This is a genomic window from Vreelandella populi (assembly GCF_003989825.1).
Lineage (GTDB): Bacteria > Pseudomonadota > Gammaproteobacteria > Pseudomonadales > Halomonadaceae > Vreelandella > Vreelandella populi.
Genome location: NZ_RZHE01000014.1, coordinates 35864 through 59961 on the forward strand (window position 1 = coordinate 35864; position 24098 = coordinate 59961).

22 protein-coding genes and 3 tRNA genes are annotated in these 24098 nt (G+C 56.6%); 14 read left to right on the forward strand and 11 right to left on the reverse strand.

Annotated features, from left to right (window positions below; genetic code table 11):
* The first annotated feature begins 13 nt into the window (after window positions 1-13).
* Window positions 14-1237: a YbfB/YjiJ family MFS transporter gene (locus tag ELY25_RS13920; protein ID WP_126951879.1), complete on the forward strand. Its 1224-nt coding sequence runs from the start codon at window positions 14-16 to the stop codon at window positions 1235-1237.
* A gap of 100 nt (window positions 1238-1337) precedes the next feature.
* Window positions 1338-2801: a sodium-dependent transporter gene (locus ELY25_RS13925; protein WP_126951880.1), complete on the forward strand. Its 1464-nt coding sequence runs from the start codon at window positions 1338-1340 to the stop codon at window positions 2799-2801.
* Here the strand turns inward: ELY25_RS13925 and ELY25_RS13930 are convergent.
* The 3 genes from ELY25_RS13930 to ELY25_RS13940 are packed head-to-tail and all read right to left on the reverse strand — an operon-like array spanning window position 2764 to window position 5691.
* A complete protein-coding gene (locus ELY25_RS13930) occupies window positions 2764-3906 on the reverse strand; it encodes an LBF_2804 family protein (protein WP_126951881.1) in 1143 nt (380 codons plus the stop codon). The two genes, ELY25_RS13925 and ELY25_RS13930, sit on opposite strands and share 38 nt — an antisense overlap.
* A gap of 31 nt (window positions 3907-3937) precedes the next feature.
* Window positions 3938-5251: a Y-family DNA polymerase gene (locus ELY25_RS13935; protein ID WP_126951882.1), complete on the reverse strand. Its 1314-nt coding sequence runs from the start codon at window positions 5249-5251 to the stop codon at window positions 3938-3940.
* Window positions 5248-5691, reverse strand: coding sequence for a LexA family protein (locus tag ELY25_RS13940; RefSeq protein WP_126951883.1), 444 nt, complete (start codon window positions 5689-5691; stop codon window positions 5248-5250). The genes ELY25_RS13935 and ELY25_RS13940 overlap by 4 nt, the downstream gene beginning before the upstream one ends.
* Before the next feature lie 387 nt (window positions 5692-6078).
* Here ELY25_RS13940 and ELY25_RS13945 point away from each other — a divergent pair, with 387 nt between their 5' ends.
* Together ELY25_RS13945 and ELY25_RS13950 are read left to right on the forward strand one after the other, a co-directional pair.
* Complete coding sequence (locus ELY25_RS13945; RefSeq protein WP_126951884.1) at window positions 6079-6981, forward strand: alpha/beta fold hydrolase; 903 nt, start codon at window positions 6079-6081, stop codon at window positions 6979-6981.
* Window positions 6982-7020: 39 nt separating this feature from the next.
* Window positions 7021-8034: a patatin-like phospholipase family protein gene (locus tag ELY25_RS13950; protein WP_126951885.1), complete on the forward strand. Its 1014-nt coding sequence runs from the start codon at window positions 7021-7023 to the stop codon at window positions 8032-8034.
* 14 nt (window positions 8035-8048) lie between these two features.
* Here the strand turns inward: ELY25_RS13950 and ELY25_RS13955 are convergent, their stop codons facing one another.
* Window positions 8049-8618, reverse strand: coding sequence for a Smr/MutS family protein (locus ELY25_RS13955; protein WP_126951886.1), 570 nt, complete (start codon window positions 8616-8618; stop codon window positions 8049-8051).
* A 177-nt stretch (window positions 8619-8795) separates the two neighbouring features.
* Here ELY25_RS13955 and prmB point away from each other — a divergent pair, with 177 nt between their 5' ends.
* From prmB to ELY25_RS13990, 7 genes are all read left to right on the forward strand, one after another.
* Window positions 8796-9755: a 50S ribosomal protein L3 N(5)-glutamine methyltransferase gene (gene prmB, locus ELY25_RS13960; protein ID WP_126951887.1), complete on the forward strand. Its 960-nt coding sequence runs from the start codon at window positions 8796-8798 to the stop codon at window positions 9753-9755.
* Window positions 9756-9768: 13 nt separating this feature from the next.
* The gene (aroC, locus tag ELY25_RS13965) at window positions 9769-10860 is read left to right on the forward strand and encodes a chorismate synthase (RefSeq protein WP_126951888.1); all 1092 of its coding nucleotides are present in this window, start codon (window positions 9769-9771) and stop codon (window positions 10858-10860) included.
* Between the two features lie 85 nt (window positions 10861-10945).
* Window positions 10946-11338 (forward strand): hypothetical protein, encoded by a 393-nt coding sequence (locus tag ELY25_RS13970; protein ID WP_126951889.1) that lies wholly within the window; start codon window positions 10946-10948, stop codon window positions 11336-11338.
* Between the two features lie 174 nt (window positions 11339-11512).
* Window positions 11513-11920 carry a phasin family protein gene (locus ELY25_RS13975; RefSeq protein WP_126951890.1) on the forward strand — a complete coding sequence of 136 codons (408 nt, stop codon included), beginning with the start codon at window positions 11513-11515 and terminating at the stop codon, window positions 11918-11920.
* Window positions 11921-12015: 95 nt separating this feature from the next.
* On the forward strand, window positions 12016-13854 hold the full coding sequence (gene phaC / locus ELY25_RS13980; RefSeq protein ID WP_126951891.1) for a class I poly(R)-hydroxyalkanoic acid synthase: 1839 nt from the start codon (window positions 12016-12018) through the stop codon (window positions 13852-13854).
* A gap of 276 nt (window positions 13855-14130) precedes the next feature.
* Entirely contained in the window at window positions 14131-14598 is a 468-nt protein-coding gene (locus ELY25_RS13985) for a copper chaperone PCu(A)C (protein ID WP_126951892.1), read from the forward strand.
* A gap of 22 nt (window positions 14599-14620) precedes the next feature.
* A complete protein-coding gene (locus tag ELY25_RS13990) occupies window positions 14621-15202 on the forward strand; it encodes an SCO family protein (RefSeq protein WP_126951893.1) in 582 nt (193 codons plus the stop codon).
* A 65-nt stretch (window positions 15203-15267) separates the two neighbouring features.
* Here the strand turns inward: ELY25_RS13990 and ELY25_RS13995 are convergent, their stop codons facing one another.
* The 6 genes from ELY25_RS13995 to miaB all read right to left on the reverse strand — a co-directional run bounded on the left by ELY25_RS13995 (window position 15268) and on the right by miaB (window position 21206).
* Window positions 15268-15606: a hypothetical protein gene (locus tag ELY25_RS13995; RefSeq protein WP_126951894.1), complete on the reverse strand. Its 339-nt coding sequence runs from the start codon at window positions 15604-15606 to the stop codon at window positions 15268-15270.
* A gap of 67 nt (window positions 15607-15673) precedes the next feature.
* Window positions 15674-17146, reverse strand: a complete 1473-nt coding sequence (gene lnt, locus ELY25_RS14000; RefSeq protein ID WP_126951895.1) for an apolipoprotein N-acyltransferase — start codon at window positions 17144-17146, stop codon at window positions 15674-15676.
* Window positions 17147-17191: 45 nt separating this feature from the next.
* Window positions 17192-18076 carry an HlyC/CorC family transporter gene (locus ELY25_RS14005; protein ID WP_126951896.1) on the reverse strand — a complete coding sequence of 295 codons (885 nt, stop codon included), beginning with the start codon at window positions 18074-18076 and terminating at the stop codon, window positions 17192-17194.
* Between the two features lie 161 nt (window positions 18077-18237).
* On the reverse strand, window positions 18238-18699 hold the full coding sequence (gene ybeY, locus ELY25_RS14010) for an rRNA maturation RNase YbeY (protein WP_126951897.1): 462 nt from the start codon (window positions 18697-18699) through the stop codon (window positions 18238-18240).
* Window positions 18696-19775, reverse strand: coding sequence for a PhoH family protein (locus ELY25_RS14015; protein WP_126951898.1), 1080 nt, complete (start codon window positions 19773-19775; stop codon window positions 18696-18698). The genes ybeY and ELY25_RS14015 overlap by 4 nt, the downstream gene beginning before the upstream one ends.
* A gap of 87 nt (window positions 19776-19862) precedes the next feature.
* The gene (gene miaB, locus ELY25_RS14020) at window positions 19863-21206 is read right to left on the reverse strand and encodes a tRNA (N6-isopentenyl adenosine(37)-C2)-methylthiotransferase MiaB (protein WP_126951899.1); all 1344 of its coding nucleotides are present in this window, start codon (window positions 21204-21206) and stop codon (window positions 19863-19865) included.
* A gap of 183 nt (window positions 21207-21389) precedes the next feature.
* On the opposite strand from miaB, the gene ELY25_RS14025 reads away from it, so the two are divergent.
* The 3 genes from ELY25_RS14025 to ELY25_RS14035 all read left to right on the forward strand — a co-directional run bounded on the left by ELY25_RS14025 (window position 21390) and on the right by ELY25_RS14035 (window position 21719).
* Window positions 21390-21465 (forward strand) — tRNA-Asn (locus ELY25_RS14025).
* A 47-nt stretch (window positions 21466-21512) separates the two neighbouring features.
* Window positions 21513-21588, forward strand: a tRNA-Asn gene (locus ELY25_RS14030).
* 55 nt (window positions 21589-21643) lie between these two features.
* Window positions 21644-21719: transfer RNA gene (locus tag ELY25_RS14035), tRNA-Asn, on the forward strand.
* A 205-nt stretch (window positions 21720-21924) separates the two neighbouring features.
* Here ELY25_RS14035 and ELY25_RS14040 read toward each other — a convergent pair.
* Window positions 21925-24015 carry a carboxy terminal-processing peptidase gene (locus ELY25_RS14040; RefSeq protein WP_126951900.1) on the reverse strand — a complete coding sequence of 697 codons (2091 nt, stop codon included), beginning with the start codon at window positions 24013-24015 and terminating at the stop codon, window positions 21925-21927.
* Between the last annotated feature and the right edge of the window lie 83 nt (window positions 24016-24098).

The window sequence follows — 24098 nt, forward strand, 5'->3', positions numbered from 1 at the left end:
CACAGGAGAGAGCATGAGCAAAGCCACGCTACGCGTTCAGCGCTACAAGGTCTTACTGGCCGGGGTCTTCAGCCAACTCCTGTGTATTGGGATCGCCCGCTTTGCCTACACGCCGCTTTTGCCGGTCATGCAGCAGCAAACCTGGATGGGCGATGCTGACGGGGGCTGGCTTGCCGCGCTCAACTACGCAGGCTATATGCTGGGTGCCGTGCTGGCGGCCTTGATTCACAGCATTTATATCAAGGATACGCTTTACCGCATTGGCCTGGTGCTGGCCGTGCTCACCACCGTCGGCATGGCCTTGACGGATAGCTTTTGGCTGTGGGCGGGGCTGCGTTTTTTTGCGGGCCTTTCCAGCAGCGCCGCCATGCTCCTGGCATCAGGCTTGATTCTTCACTGGCTGATGCAGCACCAGCAGCGCGGCGAGCTCGGCATTCATTTTGCCGGGCTTGGCCTGGGGATCGTTCTGGCGGCCGTAGCGGTAGAGTTCATGCTTTCCCGCGCGCTTGACTGGCAGACGCAGTGGTGGGTTTTCGGCCTGCTGGGGGCGGTGCTGTTAATACCCGCCTGGCGCTGGCTGCCGCGTCCGGTAAAACCAATTGCTGGCGCCCGAACTGAATTGCCTGCCGCCATTCCTCCTTCGCGTACCTTTATGCGTTTGATGTTGCCTGCTTATTTCTGTGCTGGCTACGGCTATGTGATTAACGCCACCTTTATTGTCACCATCGTGGAGCGCGAACCGCTACTGGCGGGAATGGGCAACTGGACCTTTGCCGTGGTGGGGCTTTCGGCCGCACCGGCCGTTATGCTGTGGGACCTCATCGCCCGGCGGGTAGGTTACCTGGGGGCCTTGATCATCGCGATGAGCATTCAGGTGGTAGGAATTGTGCTGCCTGCCATTACCGCCAATCTCGCTGTCGTGATGCTGAGCGCCGTGCTGTATGGCGGCACCTTTCTTGGCTGCGTGAGCCTGGTGCTCACCATGGCGGGCAAGCTCTACCCGGCAAGCCCGGCACGGATAATGGGCCAGATGACCCTGGCGTATGGTGCCGCGCAGATTTTTGCACCCGCATTAACCGGCGTACTGGCCGAAGCCTCGGGCCACTATACCGTGGGCCTTTGGCTGGCTGGCGGTTTTGTGCTGCTCGGTGCCGTGCTGCTTGCCTATTTACGCCAGGTGGATCACACCGCTCAGCGCCTGGATGCCGAGGCAAAAGCGCTTTCGGTTGCGCGTTAGGCTCATGTTTCCGGCAGTTTATAAAAGTGTTAACGAGAGTTTTGTGCTTTTGGTGCGAAATCCTCTAGGATAAGCGCTTTTTCAAACAAGAAGGATGGTCATGGCGTCTTCCGAGCAACCTCGCATCCAGTGGCTGGGCCGCTGGGGGTTCGTGCTAGCGGCAACGGGTTCCGCCGTTGGGCTGGGCAATATCTGGAAATTCCCGTATATCACCGGCGAGTATGGCGGTGGCGCTTTTGTGCTGGTCTATCTGGCGTGTATTTTTGCCGTGGGCGTGCCGGTGATGATGAGCGAGATCGCCTTCGGGCGGCGCGGGCGCGGCAGCCCCATCGACGCGATTCGTCGCGTGGTCAATGAGTCAGGCCGTTCGTCGGCGTGGTCGCTGCTTGGCTGGATGGCCATGCTGTGCGGCTTTTTGATTCTATCGTTTTACGTGGTAGTGGCAGGCTGGTCGTTTTCTTATTTGTGGAAGATGCTCACCGGCGGCCTGGCGGGTACCAGCGTTGACGATATGGCCGCAGTGTTTGGGGCCAATAACGCCAACCCGCTTAACCTGGGCTTCTGGAGTACCCTGGTCACATTGATCACCATGGTCATTGTGGGCAAGGGCGTTCAGGAAGGCATCGAGAAAAGCGTCGGCTGGATGATGCCGGGCCTGGTCATCATGCTGCTCTTGCTGATTGTCTTCGGCATGTTTTCTGGCGGTTTTGGCGACGCGGTTCGCTTCTTGTTCTCCTTCAATGCCGGCAGCCTTTCCAGTGAAGGCATGCTGGCGGCACTTGGCCATGCGTTCTTTACCCTCTCGCTTGCCTCGGGCGCCATTCTTACCTACGGCAGTTACCTGCCTAAAGGTGCCTCTATTGGGCGTACGTCTATCAGCGTGGCAATTGCTGATACCGCTGTTGCCTTGATGGCGGGGCTGGCGATTTTTCCGGTCATTTTTGCCAACGGCATGAACCCTGGCGAAGGCCCGGGGCTGATCTTCATGAGTTTGCCGTTGGCTTTCCAGGCCATGCCGCTGGGCACGCTGTTCGGAATTCTGTTTTTCGTGATGCTCTCCATGGCCGCGCTGACGTCTTCAATCTCGATGGTCGAAGCCACCGTTTCCTGGTTATGCGATAACAAAGGGTTCTCTCGCCGCTCGGCCGCATGGAGCACAGGTATTGTGCTTTGGTTGATCAGCACTGCGGCCATGCTGTCATTTAATGTGGGCGCTGACTGGACGTTGGCCGGCAAGACCTTCTTTGATTGGCTGGATTACATTACCTCACGCTGGATGATGCCATTGGGCGGTTTGGGCACCGTTGTGCTGGCAGGTTTTGTGCTCAAGAATGAGACGTTCCGCGATGAGCTTGGCTTGGCGCCACTGCCATATGCGCTGTGGCTTGCCATGGTCCGTTACGTCAGTCCCTTGGGGATTTTGGTTATTTTCGCCGACGCATTAGGTATTTATACCGTTACCTTTTCAGAGCACTGGCCGTGGCTGCTAGGCATTCTTGTACTGATGGGAATTGCCGGCGAGCTGGTTAGCCCGCGGCTGCGCAAGGCGCTAACGACACGCTAGTCTCTTCCCCTGACAGCCAGCGCTGCTGCTGAACAACAACGGATTGTTCATGCAGCGGCGTCTGGCAGTGAGCATGCACTTCCCTTAGGAAATCTCTCTTGGCCCCTTTAAAAGGTCCGCTGAGAATGACGGCCTGGGTTAGGCTTTCCAACACCTCAGCGCGTTCTTGCTGCTCAAGGTTGGCATACTGCCTGAGCGTCTCGGGCCAATCGATATCGATGCTTTGGGGTTTGTCCGGCAGCGTTGCCAGCAGCTGCGATAGCAGCAGTACCAGATTGGGGTGCGGGTGACGGTTGCGCATCATCAGCTCGCCAATTCCCTGCACAACCAGCTGGCGCTGGGCAAGCGGCAGCTCGTTGAGCTCTTCCATCAAGGCGTTGATCCGCGGCGGGCCATAAGCCACCAGGTGCGCCTGATGCAGCACGCGTGCGGCAATCCAGGCGTTCCAGATGGCGTACAGTGGCCCCATTAATATAGGAATAAAGCCGCGTAGGGCAAGGCGCCCCAGCAGGCGGCGCATTACTACGCGCAGAAGAAAGCTGCTTAAACTTATTTTTAACCGGTAAAGCAGGGCTTTAACCGTCAGCTTCCAACCATGCAGATAGGCGTGAGGGTTAATGCCATAAATGGTGTTACCGGAGCTTGGGTATTCAAGCGCAATCCGGGCGATCCCGTGAACGGTCAATTGCATAGAGGGGGCAAACGCGTCGCGCTGTGAATATTCCAGGCCCGCCAGATGAACGATCTGGGTAACACCCCGCAGTGAGTTCCAGTACAGAAACCCGATTTCGAAAGCGGTAATCACGCCTGCCGCCGCGTAATAGGCGATCCAGTAAGGCATCTGCTCGCCAAGGCTCATATCCGACCAGCCATCAATGGCGATCGCTTTCATCCACCACTCGCCACCGCCGATAAGCGAGCCGGAAATAATCCCGGCGACGGCGGCCCATACCATCGTCCAGCGTTTGATACGCCTGATGGCAAGCGGGTTGGGAGAACTTAAAGAGGGCTTACGCGTCAGCAGGCGGCTGATATAGCGATGCGCCCAGCGTTGCGCCAAGTCTGGAGAGGGGGCGAACTCTTTATCGGGCCTTTCCAATGGCATAGCAGCAATATTTCCTTTGTTTAAGTCCTCCCTAGGGTAGCGTCTGCTTGCGTAAATCGCACTCTTTGATGGCGCCTGGGTGGGTGCCGGCCTGCATAAGTTCATCCCAACGAGTGGTGTAACGCTTTGAAAGGTGCGCGCAGCGCAGCTGCCAGGCAGCCTCGGCGTTAGTCATACCAAAGCTGATGGTGCCTTGCCCCATACGCTGGTTGATGTCATCCAGCGTGGCCATCAGGTAAGAGTGACGCTTGCGCGGTGGTGGGCTCAGTAACGAGAGCTGGTGCTGTTCGCCATCCACAAGGTCCAGCAGCATTACTCCTGCCTTTATAAACCGATAGCCCGGTCGGTAGATCTGCTCAAGTCCTTGGCGCACGGCTTCTAGAATCGTTCGCGTATCGTCACTGGGAGCTGATAAGGGAATCATGGCGTGAGGATAATACTGGGGTTGGTCGCGGCGATGGCGGTTGGTATTTAAAAAGATCATCACCGCCCGCGTCAGGCTGCGCTGCTGACGAAGTTTCTCCGCACTGCGCTGGGCATGGCGGCGCAGGGCATTATGCACTTCTTCCTTTACCCCGGTAGGTTGACCGAACGATCGCGAGGTCATGATGCGGTGACGCGGCTGATCTAGGTCATTCATATGCAGGCAGGGCGTGCCACGTAATTCCAGCGCGGTACGGGCCAGCACCACGGAAAAGCGTTTACGCAGTTGCTGAAGGTCGGCTTCGTGCAAATCCCAGGCGGTATAAATCTTGTTGACGGCGAGGCGCTCGGCTAACCGGCGACCAATACCCCATACACTGCCCACGGGCGTTTGTTTAAGCAGCGCCGTCGTCGTGGCACTTTGTGCCTGTAGCAGACACACGCCCTGGTAATTCGGCGACTGTTTGGCCAGGTGGTTGGCCAGTTTGGCCAGGGTGTGGGTGGGGGCGAATCCGACGCATACGGGCAGCCCTAAATGACGACGAATACGTCGACGTAGCCACTCGCCCAGAATCTGGCACTGCCTGTCGCTGAATTCTTCCAGATAGATAAACATTTCATCGATGGAGTAGGGCGATACCGCAGGACACGCATCGCGCAGAAGCTGGCACAGCCTTGCCGACATGTCGCCATACAGCTCGTAGTTGGATGACTTTAAGTACACTTCGCCACGCTTGCGCAAGCTTTCGAGCTTGAAAGACGGAATACCCATAGGGATGTCCATGGCTTTCATCTCGGCAGAGCGGGCGATGATACAGCCGTCGTTGTTCGACATGACACCCACGGGTTTGCCTTCCAGGAAAGGGTCAAACACACGCTCACAGCTGACGTAGAAGTTGTTGGCATCCACCAGGCCGATCATCGCAGATACTCGTGGATAACGGCACGCACCACGCCCCATAGCTGACAGTCGGTATTTTCCAGAGGAAGAGGCGGGTAGTGAGGATGTGCCGAGCAGAGGTGAGGGGTGCCGCGATAAAGCGCGTAGCGTTTGATCAGCACTTCTTCTTCTAGCATCGCGACCAGAATGTGGCCAAGGCGAGGTTTGATGCTGCGGTCAACGACCAACAGATCGCCTTCGAAAATCCCCCAGCCCTCCATGCTGTCGCCTGCCGCCGTAAGATAAAACGTTTGGGTCGGGTTCTTGATCAAACGCGTATTAAGGTCGAGCGTGCGCGGCTCGTAATCCTGCGCTGGCGATGGAAAGCCGCTAAAACCAGCGCGGCCTTGCAGGGAGGAGTAAGGCAGCGGCTGAAATGTTAACGGCAAGGCTGGCGCGACGGGCGATGGCGGAAACGACATCGTCGGCATCCTCAATGAATTTAATGTGTATGTATATACAGTATTTATTCAGGAGGAGGAAATTGCAAGCGCCGAACCTATACCGTAATTAGGTTAGCGGGCTAGCCACAGGCCCACCACGATGGCGCTCACCACAGCAATAAGAAAAACAAGGTTACGGGCGCGCGTATCGCGACGTGGTTTCATAGAGTCACCATTAACAATCGAAAGGGAAAAGCGGCAGAAGAATTGCGCTTGGCATGGTAACGTTTGTCGCTTATACCGTCATCTATGGATTTCAGCCTGCACTTCTTACAAGGGGCAAGAGTGGCCGCTTTGCCAGGAAAACGATACTTGTCAGGGAAACAGTATTTGTCAGGAAAACAATATTTGTCAGGGAAAAAACGCATGCCTGAACCCACCGCTATGCGCGCACCTCGCGCCGCTCAATCGCTTTTACTCGCCCAGGGACGTTTGGCGGCGCTTGGCTGGGGGCGCCCCGGTGCACCAACGTGGCTGGCCCTGCACGGCTGGCTGGACAACGCCGCAAGTTTTACTCGTCTGGCGCCACTGCTGGCTGATGCCCTGGATGTCCGCATTGTGGGAATTGATTTTCGCGGCCACGGTCATTCGAGGCACGTGCCGGCAGGCAGTGACTACGCGCTTTGGGATTACTGCCATGACGTGCTGGATGTCATGGACGAACTGGGTATTGAACAGGCTTCGCTGTTAGGCCACTCCATGGGGGCGGCGGTAGCCTGTTTGCTGGCCGCTGCCCTGCCGGAGCGGGTTGCCCGACTAACCCTGATTGACGGGCTGGGCGCACTCAATACCCCGGCTGACGAAACCGCTAACCAGCTGCGTAAAGGGCTGATTGCTTATCGACGGCCGCTGTCACGGCCGCCGCGCTACCCGGATATTGAACGCGCCGTCGCCGCACGGGTAGCGGGCGGGGTCACGGCGCTGGATAGCATCACAGCCACGCCGCTTGTCGAGCGCAACACCGAAGCCACCGCCGATGGCCATGTGCAGATGCGTACCGACACCCGGCTGCTGAAGCCTTCTCTGGTGCGGTTAACGCCCGAACAGGTATTAGCTCAGCTTGCCTGTATTCAGGCGCCGGTACTGTTGATTGAAGGTGATCGGGGGATTTTAGGCGAGCGCGAGTGGGCCGGGCAGGCGCGTCAGGCGGTTAACGAGCTTACGCGCCACGTGCTGCCCGGCGGGCATCACCTGCATCTGGAACCCAGAGGTTCCATTGCCGTGGCAGATAAGGTGGCCGCTCACTGGCGCAAGGTGGCAGGCAGGTAATGGTAAATTGGCGATAAGTCTAGAAAAACAAGGACAAATATGACTCAACTGACGCACATGAGCAGTGGCAAAAAAGTCGCTCTGGTACTGGGCAGCGGCGGGGCGCGTGGCTACGCCCATATCGGTGTGATTGAGGCGTTAGAGGCGCGTGGCTTCGAGATTGTTTCCATTTCCGGGTGTTCCATGGGCGCGCTGATTGGCGGTATCTACGCGTCGGGAAAGCTACCCGAGTACCGCGAGTGGGTGTGTAACCTGGACTACCTGGATGTGTTAAGGCTTGTCGACGTGACTTGGAGCCCCATGGGTGCCATGCGCGCCAATAAGATAATGAACAAGCTGGAAGCGCTGGTGGGCGATGTACTGATTGAAGATTTGCCGATACCCGTCACTACCGTTGCCACTGATTTGGTTCGCCAGCGCGAGGTATGGTTTCAAAGCGGCTCGCTGCTGCGCGCCATCCGTGCCTCTATCGCCATCCCAGGTGTGATTACCCCGGTCAGCATGGGCGATCAGATGCTGGTCGATGGCGGGCTGCTCAACCCCTTGCCGATCATGCCGATCGTCGCGGCGCACGATGCCGACCTGGTGATTGCCGTTAACGTGACGGCGCATAGCCCGCAACCGGTGTCGCTGGAAGAGTTGCTGCCCAAAGAGCGCGAAGAGAATGATAGCCGCACGGCCTTGGAGCGTGAACGCGACGCCAACATGGGCGGCTGGATGAGCGATGTGCGCGAAGCCACCAAGCGGCTATGGGACGGCCTCGGAGGTAACGGGGAGGACGATGACGGTGAAGAGGAGACGCCTGAGGCCCGCGGCAAGCGCGAATGGAGCCGGCTCGGCATGATTCTGGAGTCGTTCGATATCACCCAGGCGGCGCTGGCGAAGTACAAGATTGCCGGCTACCCGCCGGATGTACTGATCGAGATACCCAAAACGGTGTGCAGTACGCATGAGTTTCACCGTGCCAAGGACCTGATTCGGCTAGGGCGGCACTTGGCCGACGAAGCGCTTGAGCGGCGTATGCCCGGCATCGCTTCGGACGCCACTGAGTAGTCTGAGAGGCTGGCCTACGCTCCGCGCTTACGCAGCAGTATGTAGACAGCCCCAGTGCCGCCATCGATATCAATCGCGGAGCAGAACGCCAGCACGCCCGGCCATTCGCGCAGCCAGGTATTGGTATGGCTTTTAAGCACCGGGAAGTCGGCATTTGTGCCCCATGCCTTGCCGTGAACCACCAGAACGCAGCGCAGCCCTTGGCTTGCTGCGTCACGCAGAAAGCTTTCCAGCTCCGCGCGGGCCTCTTCCAGCGTGTAGCCGTGTAGGTCTAGCCCCGCCTGCCACTCCGTTTGGCCGCGCTTTAACTGACTAAAGGTGCGCCAGGGTAAATCGGGCACGCTAAATTCCAGGTACTCGGAAGGACGCACGGCCTCTACTCGGCCATCAGATGTGCGCCCGCTGGCCTGGGGAGTGCTGCTTTCGACCGCCGCGTTGCGCCGCGCCTGATGGGCATCAGCGTTGCGCTTGGGCTTGCCGGGGTCCGCCTGATTGGTTGCAATGCGGCGCACGCCTGCAGCTTGCAGCGCCTGGCGAAAGGCGCTGATATCGTCATCGTTAGGCAGGTGGCGGCGTCGCGTCATGTCAGGCTCAAGTGGTGGAAAGTAAAAGGGGCTGTGAGAATACTAGCAAGAGGCGACAGTATAGCGAGCTGAGCGCTGCTGTGAACCGGACGGCGTCAAAGGTACAATCTTTTCTTTATCAAACGAGTGTAGCCGTATTATGGCTGTACGGATGATTTTCGCTTAACAGGAGTCGCTGTGACCACGCACCTCAATGCCGAGACCTCTCACTCAACCCTTTCGTTGCCGGATACGGCATTGGTGAGCGATCTTTTTACGCTACGCGACTATCTGCGCTGGGTGTCCAGCGAGTTCTATCTAGCCGGGCTGCACTATGGCCACGGCACGCAGTCCGCCTGGGATGAAGCGGTGGCGCTGTGTCTAGGCGCGCTTCACCTGCCCTGGAACGTTGACCCCGGCGTGCTGGAGGCCCGGCTTTTACCCGTTGAGCGCCAGCGGATTATCGCCTTGGCGCGAGCGCGTGTTAACACGCGTCAGCCGTTGCCGTACCTGCTGGGCGAGGCCTTCTTTGCCGGTCACCCCTTTAACGTGGATGAACGAGTATTGATTCCGCGCTCGCCGATTGCTGAGCTGATTGAAGATGGGTTTTCGGCCTGGTTCCCTGAAGAGCCGCCGGAAAGCGTGCTGGATCTGTGCACCGGCTCCGGCTGTATCGGTATTGCCACCGGGCTTTATCTACCTACCTGCGAAGTGACGCTTGCCGATATCAGCCAGGATGCGCTGGCCGTCGCTCGGGAAAATATCACCCGTCACGACGTAGGCGACCGGGTGCGGGCAGTGGCATCAGATGTCTTTGACGGGCTTGAAGGCCAGCGCTTTGATTTGATTGTTTCCAACCCGCCTTATGTCGATGCGCGGGATCTGGCCACCATGCCTGCCGAGTTTCGCCATGAGCCTGCGCTGGCGCTGGGTGCCGGCAAGGATGGACTGGATATCGTGCGGCGCATTCTGCGCGAGGCGCGCAGCCATTTGACCGATACAGGCTGGTTGATTGTGGAAGTTGGCAATTCTGACCGCCATGTGGAAGCTGCGTTTCCCGACGTGCCTTTCATGTGGCTTGACTTCGAGCGTGGCGGCCAGGGCGTCTTTGTCTTGAGCGCCGCTGAACTCGACGCCCATGCGGCGTCTTTTGCGTGAGGAATTAACGCCCATGTCTGGCAATAGCTTTGGCAAACTGTTTACCGTGACCACCTTTGGGGAAAGCCACGGAATTGCGCTGGGTGCAATCGTGGATGGCTGCCCGCCAGGGCTTCCGCTTTGCGAAGAGGATTTGCAGCGTGACCTGGACCGCCGTCGCCCCGGCAGCTCCCGGCATACCACGCAGCGCCAGGAGCCTGATCAGGTGCGTATCCTTTCTGGGGTCTTCGAGGGCAAGACCACCGGTACCTCGATTGGTCTGCTGATCGAAAATACCGACCAGCGCTCGAAAGACTATTCAAAGATCAAGGACCAGTTCCGCCCCGCCCATGCGGACTACACCTATCATCACAAGTATGGTCACCGCGACTACCGCGGCGGTGGTCGTTCAAGCGCCCGTGAAACCGCCATGCGTGTGGCGGCAGGTGCGATTGCCAAGAAGTATCTGGCCGCCCAGGGTATACAGATCCGCGGCTACATGAGCCAGCTTGGCCCCATCAAGATCGAATTCAAAGAGTGGGAAGCCGTCGAGCAGAACGCCTTTTTCTGCCCGGACCCTGCCAAGGTGGCCGAGCTTGAGACCTATATGGATCAGCTGCGTCGCGACCAGGATTCCGTGGGTGCAGAAATTACTGTGGTTGCCGAAGGCGTGCCAGTCGGGCTGGGTGAGCCAGTATTCGACCGTTTGGATGCTGAACTGGCGCACGGGTTAATGAGCATTAATGCGGTAAAAGGCATCGAAATTGGCGCAGGCTTTGGCTCGGTCGCCCAGCGCGGTAGCGAACATCGCGATGAGATGACCCCGGATGGCTTTCTCTCCAACCACGCCGGTGGTGTGCTGGGCGGTATTTCCAGCGGGCAACCCATTGTGGCCAGGCTGGCGTTAAAGCCCACCTCGAGCATTACCACGCCCGGGCGCTCCATCGATGTCCACGGGGAGTCGGTCGAAGTGATTACCAAAGGGCGCCACGACCCGTGCGTGGGTATTCGCGCAACGCCCATTGCCGAGGCCATGATGGCGATTACCCTGCTTGACCACTGGCTTCGCAACCGTGGGCAAAATGGTGACGTGAGTGTTGATACGCCGCGCTTGGTGCAAGCATAGCGTTGGCGCAGGCCAGGCAGCGTTAAAGCCCGCTACATTTCGCATAACGCTGCTACACTCAAAAAAGACGGTTGAGGAGCTGCCCATGAAGATTAACGTTGAGTTTGATCTGACCCCGAATGAATTTCGCCAAGCGTTGGGTCTGCCCGACATTGAAGCGTTTCAGCAGAGCCTGCTGGAAAATATTCAGCGCCAGATGGAGACGGGCGTCGACGGCTATGATCCCATGAGCCTGATGCAGCCCTTCTTGCAGCAGCCCATGATGCAGCAGGGGCTTTCGCAAGGGTTGGCAAACTTCGGTACCTATCAGCAGATGATGCTGGATATGTTGCGCCAGGCAGGTAATGCTGGTACTGGCAAGGCGAGCAGCAACGTAAGTGAAAGCGAGCCTGCAACAGGCAGTACACCCGATGGAGAGACGGCTTCCAAGACGGCAGCGTCTTCCCGCTCACGTAGTAGTAAAGGAAAGGCGGAGTAAGAGCGCACGGTGCGTTCGTGAATTGGTCGGTAAGCAAGTGCCTGGTGAGTAACGTTGCATCAAGTGTTATTGCAAACCAGTAGGCCAAGGATTACTCTTTTTTGCAGTGCAGCAAATCACGTTCTTATGAGCCGTTGGTGGCTTATTTTTGGAATCGACAGAGGAGCAGACACCATGCAAGACAAGATGATGGACGCCTTTAACGCCCAGACCCGCCAGATGTTTGAGCCCATGCGAAAGCTTAATTCGTTGATGCTCAATAACATGGAAAAGATGACCCAGTATCAACTAGAGGCCATGAAACGCTATAGCCAGATGGGTACCGAGCGCATTCGCAGTGCAACCGCCGTTCAGGATGCGGAAAGCCTGCGTGATTTCGGCGCCCAGCAGGCCGAGATGATGAACGAGCTTTCTCAGCAGATGCAGGAAGATGCGCGCACCATGGGTGAGATGAGCCTGCAGTTCAAGACCGAAATGGAGAAGCTATTTAGCGATGCTGGCCAGCAGATGGCAGATCAGGCGACCTCTGCTGCCAAGGGCGAGCAGCCTGGCGCCGCTTCCAGCAACTCTTCCCGCAAGTAACCTGGCAGCCTGTTCGCGGCGCCTTCGGGCGCCGTTTGCTTATTGTCTTGATGATACGCTAGGCCTGTGCAGCGCTAAGCGTGAGGGGAACAAGTATGCAGTCAGCATGGGAAACGTCGTCGGCTTCCATGTCGTATGAAGACATGCAGGCCTGGAATGCCCAGCTTAAAGAGGTTGGCGACCAGTATCAGGGGCTGATGCAGGACCTGCTGGCGCGTATGGTACCTACTGAAGCTGCGGGCTCAATTCATGAAGATATGCGCAAAAGCTTTGAGGCGGGCGCCCAGGCCTTGATGAAGAATCCGGCCCTGCTGTGGCAAACCCAGACGCGTCTGCTGCAGGACCAGTGGCTTTTATGGCAGCAAAGTATGCGCGCCCTGGCGGGTGAGCAGGTTGCCCCTTTGATTACGCCTTCTAAAAGTGATCGGCGTTTTAAAGACGAGGCCTGGACGCAAGACCCCCACTATGCGTCGATCATGCAGCAGTACCTGCTGTTTTCGCAGATGGTGGAAGAACTGGTTGAAAGCCTTGACGGCATGGACAGCACTCAGCAGCGCAATCTGGCGTTTTATGCCCGCCAGATAGTGAGCGCCATGGCGCCTACCAACTTTTTGTCTACCAACCCTGAAGTCATGCGGCGCACGCTTGAAACCCGCGGGCAGAACCTGGTTGAAGGGCTGGCTCGGCTGCGTGAAGATCTTGAAAACTCCGCCGAAGGCATCAACGTGTGCATGACCGAGCGCAATGCCTTTGACATCGGCGAAAACATTGCCGTTACCCCCGGCGCGGTTGTATATGAAAACGAGCTGATGCAGCTTATCCAGTATGCGCCAAGCACAGAAAAAACCTTCAAGACGCCGCTTCTGATCGTGCCGCCGTGGATTAACAAGTACTACATTCTTGACCTGCGCCAAGACAATTCCATGGTCAAATGGATGCTTGATCAAGGTCATACGGTGTTTTTGATCTCATGGCTCAATCCAGGTCCCGAGCAGCATGATGTTACCTGGGCTGACTATATGCAGATGGGGCCGATTAGTGCCATGGATGCCATCGAGCGCGCCTGTGGAGAAAAGTCGGTCAATCTGGTGAGCTACTGTGTGGGTGGTACGCTGACAGCTTCGACCGTTGGCTACCTGGCCGGTACGCGACAAGCGGATAGGGTCAAATCGGTCACCTATATGGCCACGCTACAGGATTTTCGGGACCCTGGCGATATCGGCGTATTTCTGAATGAGGCCGTCCTTCAAGGGCTTGAGCAAACCATGCAGCTCAAAGGTTACCTGGATGGTCGCTCCATGGCGTATACCTTTAACCTGCTGCGCGAAAACGATCTTTTCTGGTCGTTTTACATCAACAATTATCTGAAGGGCGAAATGCCTTCGGCTTTCGACCTGCTTCACTGGAATACCGACGGCACCAACTTGCCTGCAGGTACCCATGCCTGGTACCTGCGCCATATGTATCTTGAGAATCGTTTGGTAGAGCCTGGCGGTATTGAGCTTGATGGTGTGAAGATTGACCTGCGCAAGGTGTCAACGCCTAGCTACTTTGTATCGACCAAAGAGGATCATATCGCCAAGTGGAACAGCACGTACTATGGTGCGCTGCTGCCCAAGGGACCTGTGACCTTTGTGCTGGGCGGCTCCGGACATATTGCCGGGGTTGTTAATCCTCCCCAAAAGAACAAGTATGGTTACTGGAGTAATGACACGCTGCCCGAAAGCCATGAGACGTGGCTGGAAAACGCCACATACAATGAAGGCTCCTGGTGGCCGCACTGGCAGGACTGGATGACGCAAAATGGCTATGCCGATGTGAAGGAAATGGTACCGGCAAGACAGCCGGGGCAGGGCAAGCTTGACGTCATTGAACCGGCCCCTGGGCGCTATGTGAAAATGACCATTCCGGAAGTGCTCAGCGAGATTTCCTGATGAGTGGTTGCGCTTCTGGAAACGCTTAATTAGTGCCTGACAAAGCCCTGGCTAGTAGTAGTCAGGGCTTTGTCGTTTTTCGGCCCTATCATTAAGCCGCGCATAAATGACCCATGATTGACATAATGTCGCAGGTGGGTTGTAGAAACGCGGGATCAGGCTATGGTAGCTAAAGTTTTATAAACGCTGCATAAAATGCACGACATGCTGGCTTGGTATCTGCGTTGGCTGTGCGGTTTTAGTGCAGCCATTCCCCTTTGAACGGAGTATTGAGTAATGGCTAATAAACTATCCGGCGTGCTGATTTGCCGGGCCTGCCAGGGCATAGCATTGAGTGCTCTTACGCTGTTGCTAACGACGGGTGTTGCCCAGGCACAAAGCCTGGAAGTCACCAACGCCCGATTAAGCCTGCTGCCTGGTAACACTCCTGGGGCCGGCTACTTCGATCTGCAAAATTCAGGCGACGAGACCGTAACCTTGGTGGGCGCTGAAAGCCCCGCCTTTGAACATGTTGAGATGCACGTAAGCTCGGAGCACAACGGCATGGCGCATATGCATGCCATCGAATCCATCGAGATTGGCCCCGGCGAGCGTATTGAGTTTGCTCCCAAAGGGCATCACCTGATGTTCCTGCGCCGCGCCGCGCCTTTAAGCGAAGGGGACAAGGCTGACGTCGAGCTCAAGTTTAGCGATGAGCAGCGCCTGCCCGTCACGTTTGACGTTGTCTCTCCCGCTTCATTGTAAATACCAGACAGGAAAGCCTTATATGTATAAGCTGTTGCTCGCGGGGCTAACAACGTTTTTGCTGGCAGGTTGCAGCGACCAGAGCTGGCGCACCACGGATATTGGCGACATCATGCCAGCGCTTGATTTTTCGTTGACCGATGAAGAGGGCGAAAGGGTACAAGGCGAGGATTATCGAGGAAAAGCGACGCTCGTCTATTTTGGCTATACCTTCTGCCCTGATGTCTGTCCGATCACACTTGCAAGGCTTGGCGATACCATCCGAAATCTGGATGACGAAACCCGTGATAATATCCAGGTACTGTTTATTTCCGTGGATCCAAGCCGCGATACGCCCGAGGTATTAAAACGTTATACGGATGCTTTCGGCCCCGAGTTTGTCGGTTTGACCGGCGAGCAGGCGGAAATCGACGCGGTGACCAATCGCTACCGGATCGCCTACGATTACGGTGAAGAGAACGAGAACGGTGACTACCTGGTGAGCCACTCAAGCGCCGTGTTCGCCTTTGACCGTGAAGGCCAGGCGCAGTTTCTGGTGCGCGACAGCCATCCGGTATCGGACGCCGAGGCGGATATCAAGCGCCTAGCGTCGCAAGACGGATGATCGGAACTAACGATAAACAAAAGGGGCAACGCCACGGCGTTGCCCCTTTTGTTTTACGGCATTGCTCAACACACCGAGGAGAGGCCGCAGCGCGATTTGTAGAGACGCGAATTGATATCCAGCTCCACGTTTTCGCTATCGGTGTCGTAGAAGAACGACGCATAGCCATTTTCCGAAGACGAGGTACGGTAAAGTCCGCAAATGCCGTAGCCGTACTGCACCTTCTGTAGCTGGGAAAGCTCGATATCGCTGGAGGTGTCGAGCTTCTGGGCCAGGGCACGCTGAATATTGCTATCCACGTGGCTATCCGACATGGCTTGGCTGCCAAATATGGCAACGCCCAGAACCACTACCAGCAATAATGGTAGAACAACGAGCAGGATAAAGGGGCGTGATTTGAGCATGGCGTTACCCTCAGCCTGATTGAATAATGTATAGAGGCCCTATTATAGCGCGGCCCTGTGGCACCGCCTACTCACCGCGACAACGTGTCAAGCGAAAGCCGGGCAGTATCATGAGAGCGGCCAATAACCATGCGGGCCAGTTGCCGGTACGGGTGAACGGCGTCAGTCCTTCCATAGCGTAAAATTCGCCTACCAGAGCCGTCGTTTCAAACTGCGGAGCACGGGCTACAATGCTTCCCTGGTCGTCGATAATGGCGGTGATGCCGTTGCTGGTAGCACGTATCACATAGCGGCCGTTTTCAAGCGCTCTCAGCCTTGCCATTTGCAAATGCTGGTGGGGGCCAATGGAGGCGCCAAACCAGGTGTCGTTCGAAACGGTGAGCAACACATCGCTCTCCTGTGCACGACGGGCGACTAGCTGCGAGTAAATGATCTCATAGCAGATCGCATTGCCCAGGCTTATACCTGCCGCCTGCATGGGCGTTTGTTTGGATGCGCCCTTGGCAAAGCTCGACATGGGGAGATCGAAAAAGTCGATCGCTCCGCGTAGCACGCTCTCAAGCGGCAAATACTCGCCAAACGGCACCAGGTGCTCTTTTTGATAGCTGCCGTCGACATTACCCACCCCAATCACGCTGTTGTAATACTGGTTGGCCGCATCAAGCTGGACAATACCGGTTATCAGCGCCACGCCGGGCGGCAGGTTGGCCTGCACGCGCTCCAGCAACGGGCGGGCCTGGGCTTCCATCATCGGCAGGGCGGTTTCCGGCCAGATGATGATATCAGCATCATCAGCCACTTCGGCCGTCAGACGACTATAGGTATTGGCGGCGGTGCGCTGTCCTTCAGGCGTCCATTTTAAAAGCTGGGGCAGGTTACCTTGCAAAAGCGCGACACGGGTGGGCTCGCTGGCGGGTGTCGCCCATTGGTGGGGCAGGGCAAGTGGAATAAGCCAGATGGCGGCAAGGGGCGCCGCCGCCCACCACTGACGACGCAGAATCAGCTCCGCTCCCAGCGTGCCGCTAAGCACTACCCATAGGGAGAGCAGATAAACGCCGCCCACGGGCGCCCAGCCAGCCAGTGGCGAGTCGACGTAACCTGAGCCCATCAATAGCCAGGGGAAGCCGGTAAACAGGTAGGTGCGCAATATTTCACCCAGCACCCACGCGCCTGCAAAGGTTAATAGCGCAAGCCGTGCGCCCATCAACCGCCGATAAAGCCACAGGGTGCCCGCATAAAAGAGGGCCAGCACCGCGACAAACAGAGCGGTTAAAAAGACCGCCAGCGGCGCGCCGGTATAGCCATAGTCGTGGATCGAGACGTATACCCAGGAGGTGCCGCTGGCAAACAGCGCAAGTCCATAAAGCCAGCCTTTCAGCGCGGCCTGGGCAGGCGTTAAAGTGTGAAGGCCCACATACATCAGGGCAATCGCGACAGGGCCTAGCCACCAGAGCTCAAACGGCGAGGCGGTTAGCGTGGTAAAGCCACCCGCCACCAGGGCAAGCAGCAATTGAAGCATGAAAGCAGGCGTCGGCCTCATGGCGATATCCTATCGGCAAGTCATTGGTCGGCAAAGATAGACAGGTTATTCGCTAGCGTGTTCGTCGGTATCAGCGTCGCTGTCGCGCGAGGCTTCTAAAAGGCGGATACGCCGATTATCGGCATTGAGGACAACAAAGCGCCAGCCGCCAAAGCGGGTATGCTCGCCACGCCCGGGCAGATGGCCAAATTGCTGCATCACCAAGCCACCCACCGTGTCGAATTCATCATCGGAGAATTCGGTGCCAAAACGCTCGTTGAAGTCTTCAATAGGCGTGAGGGCGCGAATGGCAAAGTGGCCGTTTTCCAGCGTGCGGATATCGTCTTCTTCGTCGGTGTCGTGCTCATCTTCTATATCGCCGACAATCTGCTCAAGAATATCTTCAATGGTGATAATACCCGCCGTGCCGCCGTACTCATCCACCACAATCGCCATGTGATTATGGGTGTCGCGAAATTCCTTGAGCAGGCTGTTCAAGCGTTTGGATTCAGGGATAAACATGGCCGGACGCAGTACGTCTTCAAGCTTGAAGGCATCCCGGCTCTCCTGAGTTTGAGAGAGCAGTGGAAGCAGGTCCTTGACCAGCAGAATGCCTTTTATATCATCCAGGTTTTCCCCGATGACCGGGTAGCGGGAGTGGCCGGTTTCCTGAATAAGAGGCAAATAGCCGTCGCTTGCCTGATCAATGGCAATCGCCGAGACCTGGGAGCGGGGGATGAGCACTTCCCGCACCTGTTGGTCGCTGATTTCAAGCGCGCCTTCAATGATCATGATGGCGTCCTGATCCAGCTTCAATTTCCCTGCCGTGTGGCGTAAAAACGTCATCAGCTCATCGCGTGAGCTGGGTTCGTCGGAGTCTCCGGTTAGGGCGCCAAAGAGTTTCTCGAGCCAGGATTTTTGATTGGGGTTGCTCGATCGGTCTTCGCTCATGCGTCAAATCTCTTGTTTACAGGGCAAGCAGGTGTCTTCACGTGCATAAAAACAGTTCGTCAGCAGACGTTTTATTGCTGACAGGTTTTATCACTGATAGGTTTTATCACTGACATGGAGCGTTATACCAGCCGCGTGGTGTCAGTGTAACGGCTTTTAGCTCAAATATGATAAGGATCAGGAATATCAAGCTCAGCCAGCAGTTGTCGCTCAAGCTGCTCCATCTCTTCTGCTTCCTGGTCGTCAATATGGTCATAGCCCATTAAATGCAGTGTGCCGTGAACGACCATGTGGGCATAGTGCTGGATCAGCGGCTTTTGCTGTTCGTCGGCCTCTCTTGCCACCACCGCGTGGCAGATAATCAGGTCACCCAAAAGGGGGAGCGTGATACCAGGCGGGTTTTCAAACGGAAATGACAGCACGTTGGTCGGCTTGTCTTTACCGCGATAATCACGGTTGAGCGTCTGACTTTCCTCTTCGTCGACAAAACGAATGGTAAGCTCCTCGCGCTCATCGTCCGGATGATGAGAAAACACACAGCTCACCCATTGGGTGAGCTGATCAAGTGTCGGCAGTTGAGGTTCATCAATCGCTGCCTGACGGTCAATCACGATATCGGTCATCGCGATGCATCTCCAAAACGCTCCTGGGCCTGCAGGCGCGCTTCACGTTCCTGCTGGCGTGCCTCGCGGCGGGCGCGCTCTTCCACTTCCTGTTGCGACTCAAAGTCGTCATACGCTTCGATAATGCGCTGTACCAAGGGGTGGCGTACCACATCCTTGGCAGCAAAGTGAGTCACCCCGATTCCTGGTGTGTCCTTGAGAACATCCAGCACCTGAGATAAGCCCGAACGCTGCCCGCGGGGTAAATCCACCTGGGTGATGTCACCGGTAATCACGGCGGTTGAACCAAAGCCGATCCGGGTCAGGAACATCTTCATCTGCTCGGGCGTGGTGTTCTGGCTCTCATCGAGAATGATGTAGGAGTTATTGAGCGTGCGGCCACGCATATACGCAAGCGGCGCTATCTCAATTACCTGGCGCTCGATCAGCTTGGCGACCTGCTCAAAACCGATCATCTCGTACAGCGCGTCATACAACGGACGTAGGTACGGGTCGATCTTCTGGGCCAGATCCCCCGGCAAAAAGCCGAGCTTTTCACCCGCTTCCACCGCCGGGCGTACCAGAAGAATGCGGCGTACTTCCTGCTGGTTGAGCGCCTCAACGGCAGCGGCTACGGCAAGGTAGGTCTTACCGGTACCCGCCGGCCCAATACCAAAGTTGATATCGTGCTCGCGAATGCTGGTAACGTAGCGCTGCTGATTCAGGCCGCGTGGCTTGATCATGGTACGCGGCGTGCGCATAATCACTTCATCGCTGCCACCTTCGCCATCCTCTTCTTCTTCCAGCGCTTCCAGGCCAGATTCCTGAAGGAACAGATGCACAGTGTCAGCGGAAAGCTCGCTTGCTGCGGTTTCCCGGTAAAGATGTTCCAGTACATTGGCCGCCGCTTTGATACGGTTGGCGGCGCCGGCCAGCTGGAACATGTTGCCCCGGTTGCGCAACGTCACATCCAAACGGCTTTCAATCAACTTCAAGTGCTCGTCCTGCTGGCCGCAAAGACTCGCAAGACGCTGCGGATCATTGGGTTCAAGGCTTAGGGTAATGATGCGATTGGCCTGAGATGTTGGTTGGCTCAAGAGTAGGAAACCCGTCAGTTGATGTATGTAGGTCTCAGCTTACTGCCCCGACCGGGGTCGGGGCAATTACCTAAGATAAGAGAGTGTTCAATAACGCTCTGATGACGCAAGCTCACCGCGCAATGAATTGGGGAACGCTTCGGTGATTTCGACATCCACGAAGTAGCCAATCAGCTCGGTGGGATTGGCTGCACGGAAGTTGACCACCCGGTTATTTTCGGTGCGTCCTGAAAGCTGGCCGGGGTCCTTGGGCGAGAAGCCGGTCACCAGAATGCGCTGGGTGCTGCCTACCATGCGTCGGCTGATCTGAGCCACGTTCTGCAGGATACGGTCCTGCAAAATCGCCAGGCGCTGTTTCTTGACGCTTTCAGGTGTCTCATCCGGTAGCGAGGCCGCTGGCGTGCCAGGGCGGGCCGAGTACACAAAGCTGAACGAGTGATCGAAGCCGATCCGGTGGATAAGATCCATCGTGGCTTCAAAATCTTCTTCGGTTTCACCCGGGAAGCCAATAATGAAATCAGAAGAGAAGCTGATATCCGGACGGTTGGCACGAATGCGCTCCATCTTCTCGATATACTCTTCCGCTGTATGACCACGCTTCATGGCGCTCAGAATGCGGTCAGACCCCGATTGAACCGGCAGGTGCAAGTGGCTGACAAGCTCCGGGATATCCGCAAATGCATCAATCAGGCTGTCGGTAAACTCGACCGGGTGCGAGGTGGTAAAGCGTACGCGGTCGATACCATCCACGGCAGCTATGCAGGCGATCAGTTCGGCGAGATCAATTTCATCGCCATCCTCGTTATCACCCCGGTAGGCGTTAACGTTCTGGCCCAGCAGGTTGATTTCGCGCACGCCCTGATCGGCCAGGTGAATAACCTCATCCATGACTTTTTCAAACGGCCGTGAGACTTCTTCACCGCGGGTGTAGGGCACCACGCAGAAAGTGCAGTACTTGGAACAACCTTCCATAACCGACACAAACGCCGTTGCGCCGTCCGATTTTGGCTGGGGCAGATGGTCAAACTTCTCGATTTCCGGGAAAGTGACATCCACTGCCGCAATCTGGTTGTTGCGCCGTGCATCCAGCATGGAGGGCACGCGGTGCAGGGTTTGCGGGCCAAACACCATGTCCACAAACGGTGCGCGCTTGCGCAGCGCTTCGCCTTCCTGGCTCGCCACGCAGCCGCCTACGCCAATCACCAGGTCAGGATTGGCATCTTTGAGCTTTTTCCAGCGTCCCAGCTGATGGAATACCTTCTCCTGGGCCTTTTCACGAATCGAGCACGTATTGAGAAGGATAACGTCGGCTTCCTTCTCGTTATCGGTGAGTTCAAGCTGATGAGATTCACCGAGCAGATCCGCCATTCGGGAGGAGTCATACTCGTTCATTTGGCAGCCGTGCGTTTTGATGAAGAGCTTCTTCGCCATCGGTACCTGTCATCTATGGGTCGTCGGGGGACGAGGGATGAATGAAGTGTCGGGTCGTGGGCATTGCCACTTTTGGATAACCCCTATTATACGGGCACAACAAACCCGGGGCTAGCATTCCCCCATAATCGATACTTGACCTGAACGTTTCAATCAGTATACTACGCACCGTGTTTGAGCAGTTCCTCGATAGCTCAGTTGGTAGAGCAAATGACTGTTAATCATTGGGTCACAGGTTCGAGTCCTGTTCGAGGAGCCAACACGCCACGTGTTGGTTCTGGTTTAAACACAATAGCTTAAGGTTGTTCCTCGATAGCTCAGTTGGTAGAGCAAATGACTGTTAATCATTGGGTCACAGGTTCGAGTCCTGTTCGAGGAGCCAAGCTATTCTACTTTATACTGCCTTTTTCGGATATCCGTTCTAGGTAGCGCGTTATTCCTCGATAGCTCAGTTGGTAGAGCAAATGACTGTTAATCATTGGGTCGCAGGTTCGAGTCCTGCTCGAGGAGCCATCTACTTGTTGTCTTTCCAGATGTGATTTCCTTTCTAATAGATCTGGTTCTATAGATTTTTTACCTGCCTGAATTTTTTTACCTTCACACCCACTGCCTGATGGCAATTTGGGTGGTTTTGCGTATCTTGCTGTTTATAAGGCGCTATGCGGTCAAAAAAACGCCGGCTTCGAAGCCGGCGTTCTGTTTGCAGGTGGCACATTAATTAACGCTTGGCCATCCGCTGGGCTTTCTGAAGGTGAGCGTAGTCGAGCAGGATTTCTGCGGCTTCTAGAACCGGAGCGCGGTCAACCGGCATGTCCTCATCTTCGTTTTCGCCAGTTTCTGTGCCTTCCTCTGGCTCGCTGCTGTCCAGGCGTGCATCCATCCACTCGTCCAGCTCGGGCAGGTTCAATGACCGGCGGCGCTGGTTTTCCAGAGATAGCTGTTCGGCTTCCTGGGCTTCCAGCTCACGTTGGCGTTGTTCCCGGTTCAGGCTGACGCTGGTGTGCTGTTCGCGCAGCTGGCGCGCCAACGTTGATTGACGCTCAAGGTAACGGAAATTGGGGTTTTCCTTGGCACGCTTCTCATGCTGGGTATTGAGTGCACCCAGAAAGTCTTCGGGTGAGCCGTAGCGGCGGTACTGAACGTTTTGTACGGTGTCCCAGCCCAACGCATTATCTAGGCTGCTTTCACCAATGCGCTCGGGGTCGATCAGGCTCGGGAAGGCAATGTCGGGGTCCACGCCGCGGTTTTGAGTGCTCTCGCCGGATATGCGGTAGAACTTGGCACGGGTCAGTTTGATCTGGCCATGGCTCAGGTCATTGAGTGTTTGAACCGTGCCTTTACCGAAGGTCGAGGAGCCCACCACTAGGCCGCGGCCGTAGTCCTGGATCGCCCCGGCAAAGATCTCAGAGGCCGAGGCGGACAGGCGGTTCACCAGGACGGTAAGCGGGCCATCGTAGGTCGTGCCTGCATCGGTGTCACCGTAAAGCTGAATGCGACCCTGTGCATCGCGGACCTGAACGGTGGGGCCGCGATCAATAAACAGGCCGATAAGCGAGTTGGCTTCCTGAAGCGCGCCGCCGCCGTTGTTGCGAAGATCCAGCACGATACCTTCAACGCCTTCTTCCTTCAGGCGCTCGATCTCGCGGGCTACGTCGCGCGTGGTGCTGCGATACTCTTCTTCGCCCGCCTGCCAGGCATCAAAATCAACGTAGAAGGTGGGGACGTTGATAATCCCGATGGGGTGGGGTTCGCCATCACGCTCGACATTAATTACTTCGCCGTGGGCGGCCTGATCTTCAAGGCTTACCGTATCGCGCGTGATTTCCACAATATGCGAGCGGGTCATGTCGACTGCCTGAGCGGGCACGATGTCCAGGCGCACGACCGAGCCCTTGGGGCCGCGAATCAGATCAACCACGTTGTCCAAGCGCATACCCACCACGTTGACCATCTCGCCGTTCTCCTGGCCAACGGCAATAATCCGGTCCGCAGGTTCCAGTACGTCGGCGCGATCAGCAGGACCGCCAGGCACTAGGCTTGCCACCTTGACGTACTCGCCATCTGCCTGAAGCAGCGCGCCGATCCCTTCAAGGGACAGGCTCATCTGAATATCAAAGGATTCGCTCTGACGGGGGGAGAGGTAGCCGGTGTGTGGGTCGATCGTACTGGTAACGGCCGCCATCAAGAGGCCAAAGACATCTTCTGATTCCGTTTGCTGAAGACGTGAAAGCTGACCTGCGTAGCGCTGGCGCAGGTTGTCTTCTATCTGCTCGTTATCCTGATCCGTGAGGGCAAGCGTTAGTGCATCGTTTTTCAGGCGCTTGCGCCACAGCTCGTCGAGTTCGCTCTCACGGGTGGCCCAGGGGGTATCTTCCCGGTCAAGCTCCAGACGCTCGTCACTGTCGAAATCAAACGCCAGCCCTTCATCCAGGCGCGCCAAAAGCCATTCTGTACGTGCAATATGGCGCTCGCTCAGCTGATCGTAAAGCTTGAACGCATCTTCCAGATCGCCTTCAAACAGCGCATCGGCCATGTCATCTTCTAAATGGCGATAGGGCTCGATATCCCGGCTCAATAAATAAGCACGCTGACCATCGAGGATGTCCAGGTAGCGTTGAAAGGCTTCCTGAGACCACTGTTCATCAAATGTGATGTTGGCATAGTGGCCGTAGCGGAGCGCGTCCGCAATTTCTACTGCCGCTTGGCGTTGTTCGTCGGTCGGCGCGATTTGCGCCATCACTGCCGGACTGGTAACGACCAGCATGACGGCAAGGGTGACCGAGCGCGAAAGCGTTGCAAACAAGCTCATCAGTCAAGCTCTCCCGGATTTGTGTACACTCATTCTTCCCTAGACCCGCAGGTGGCCTATCAATAACCTAGGCCAGGGGAGCA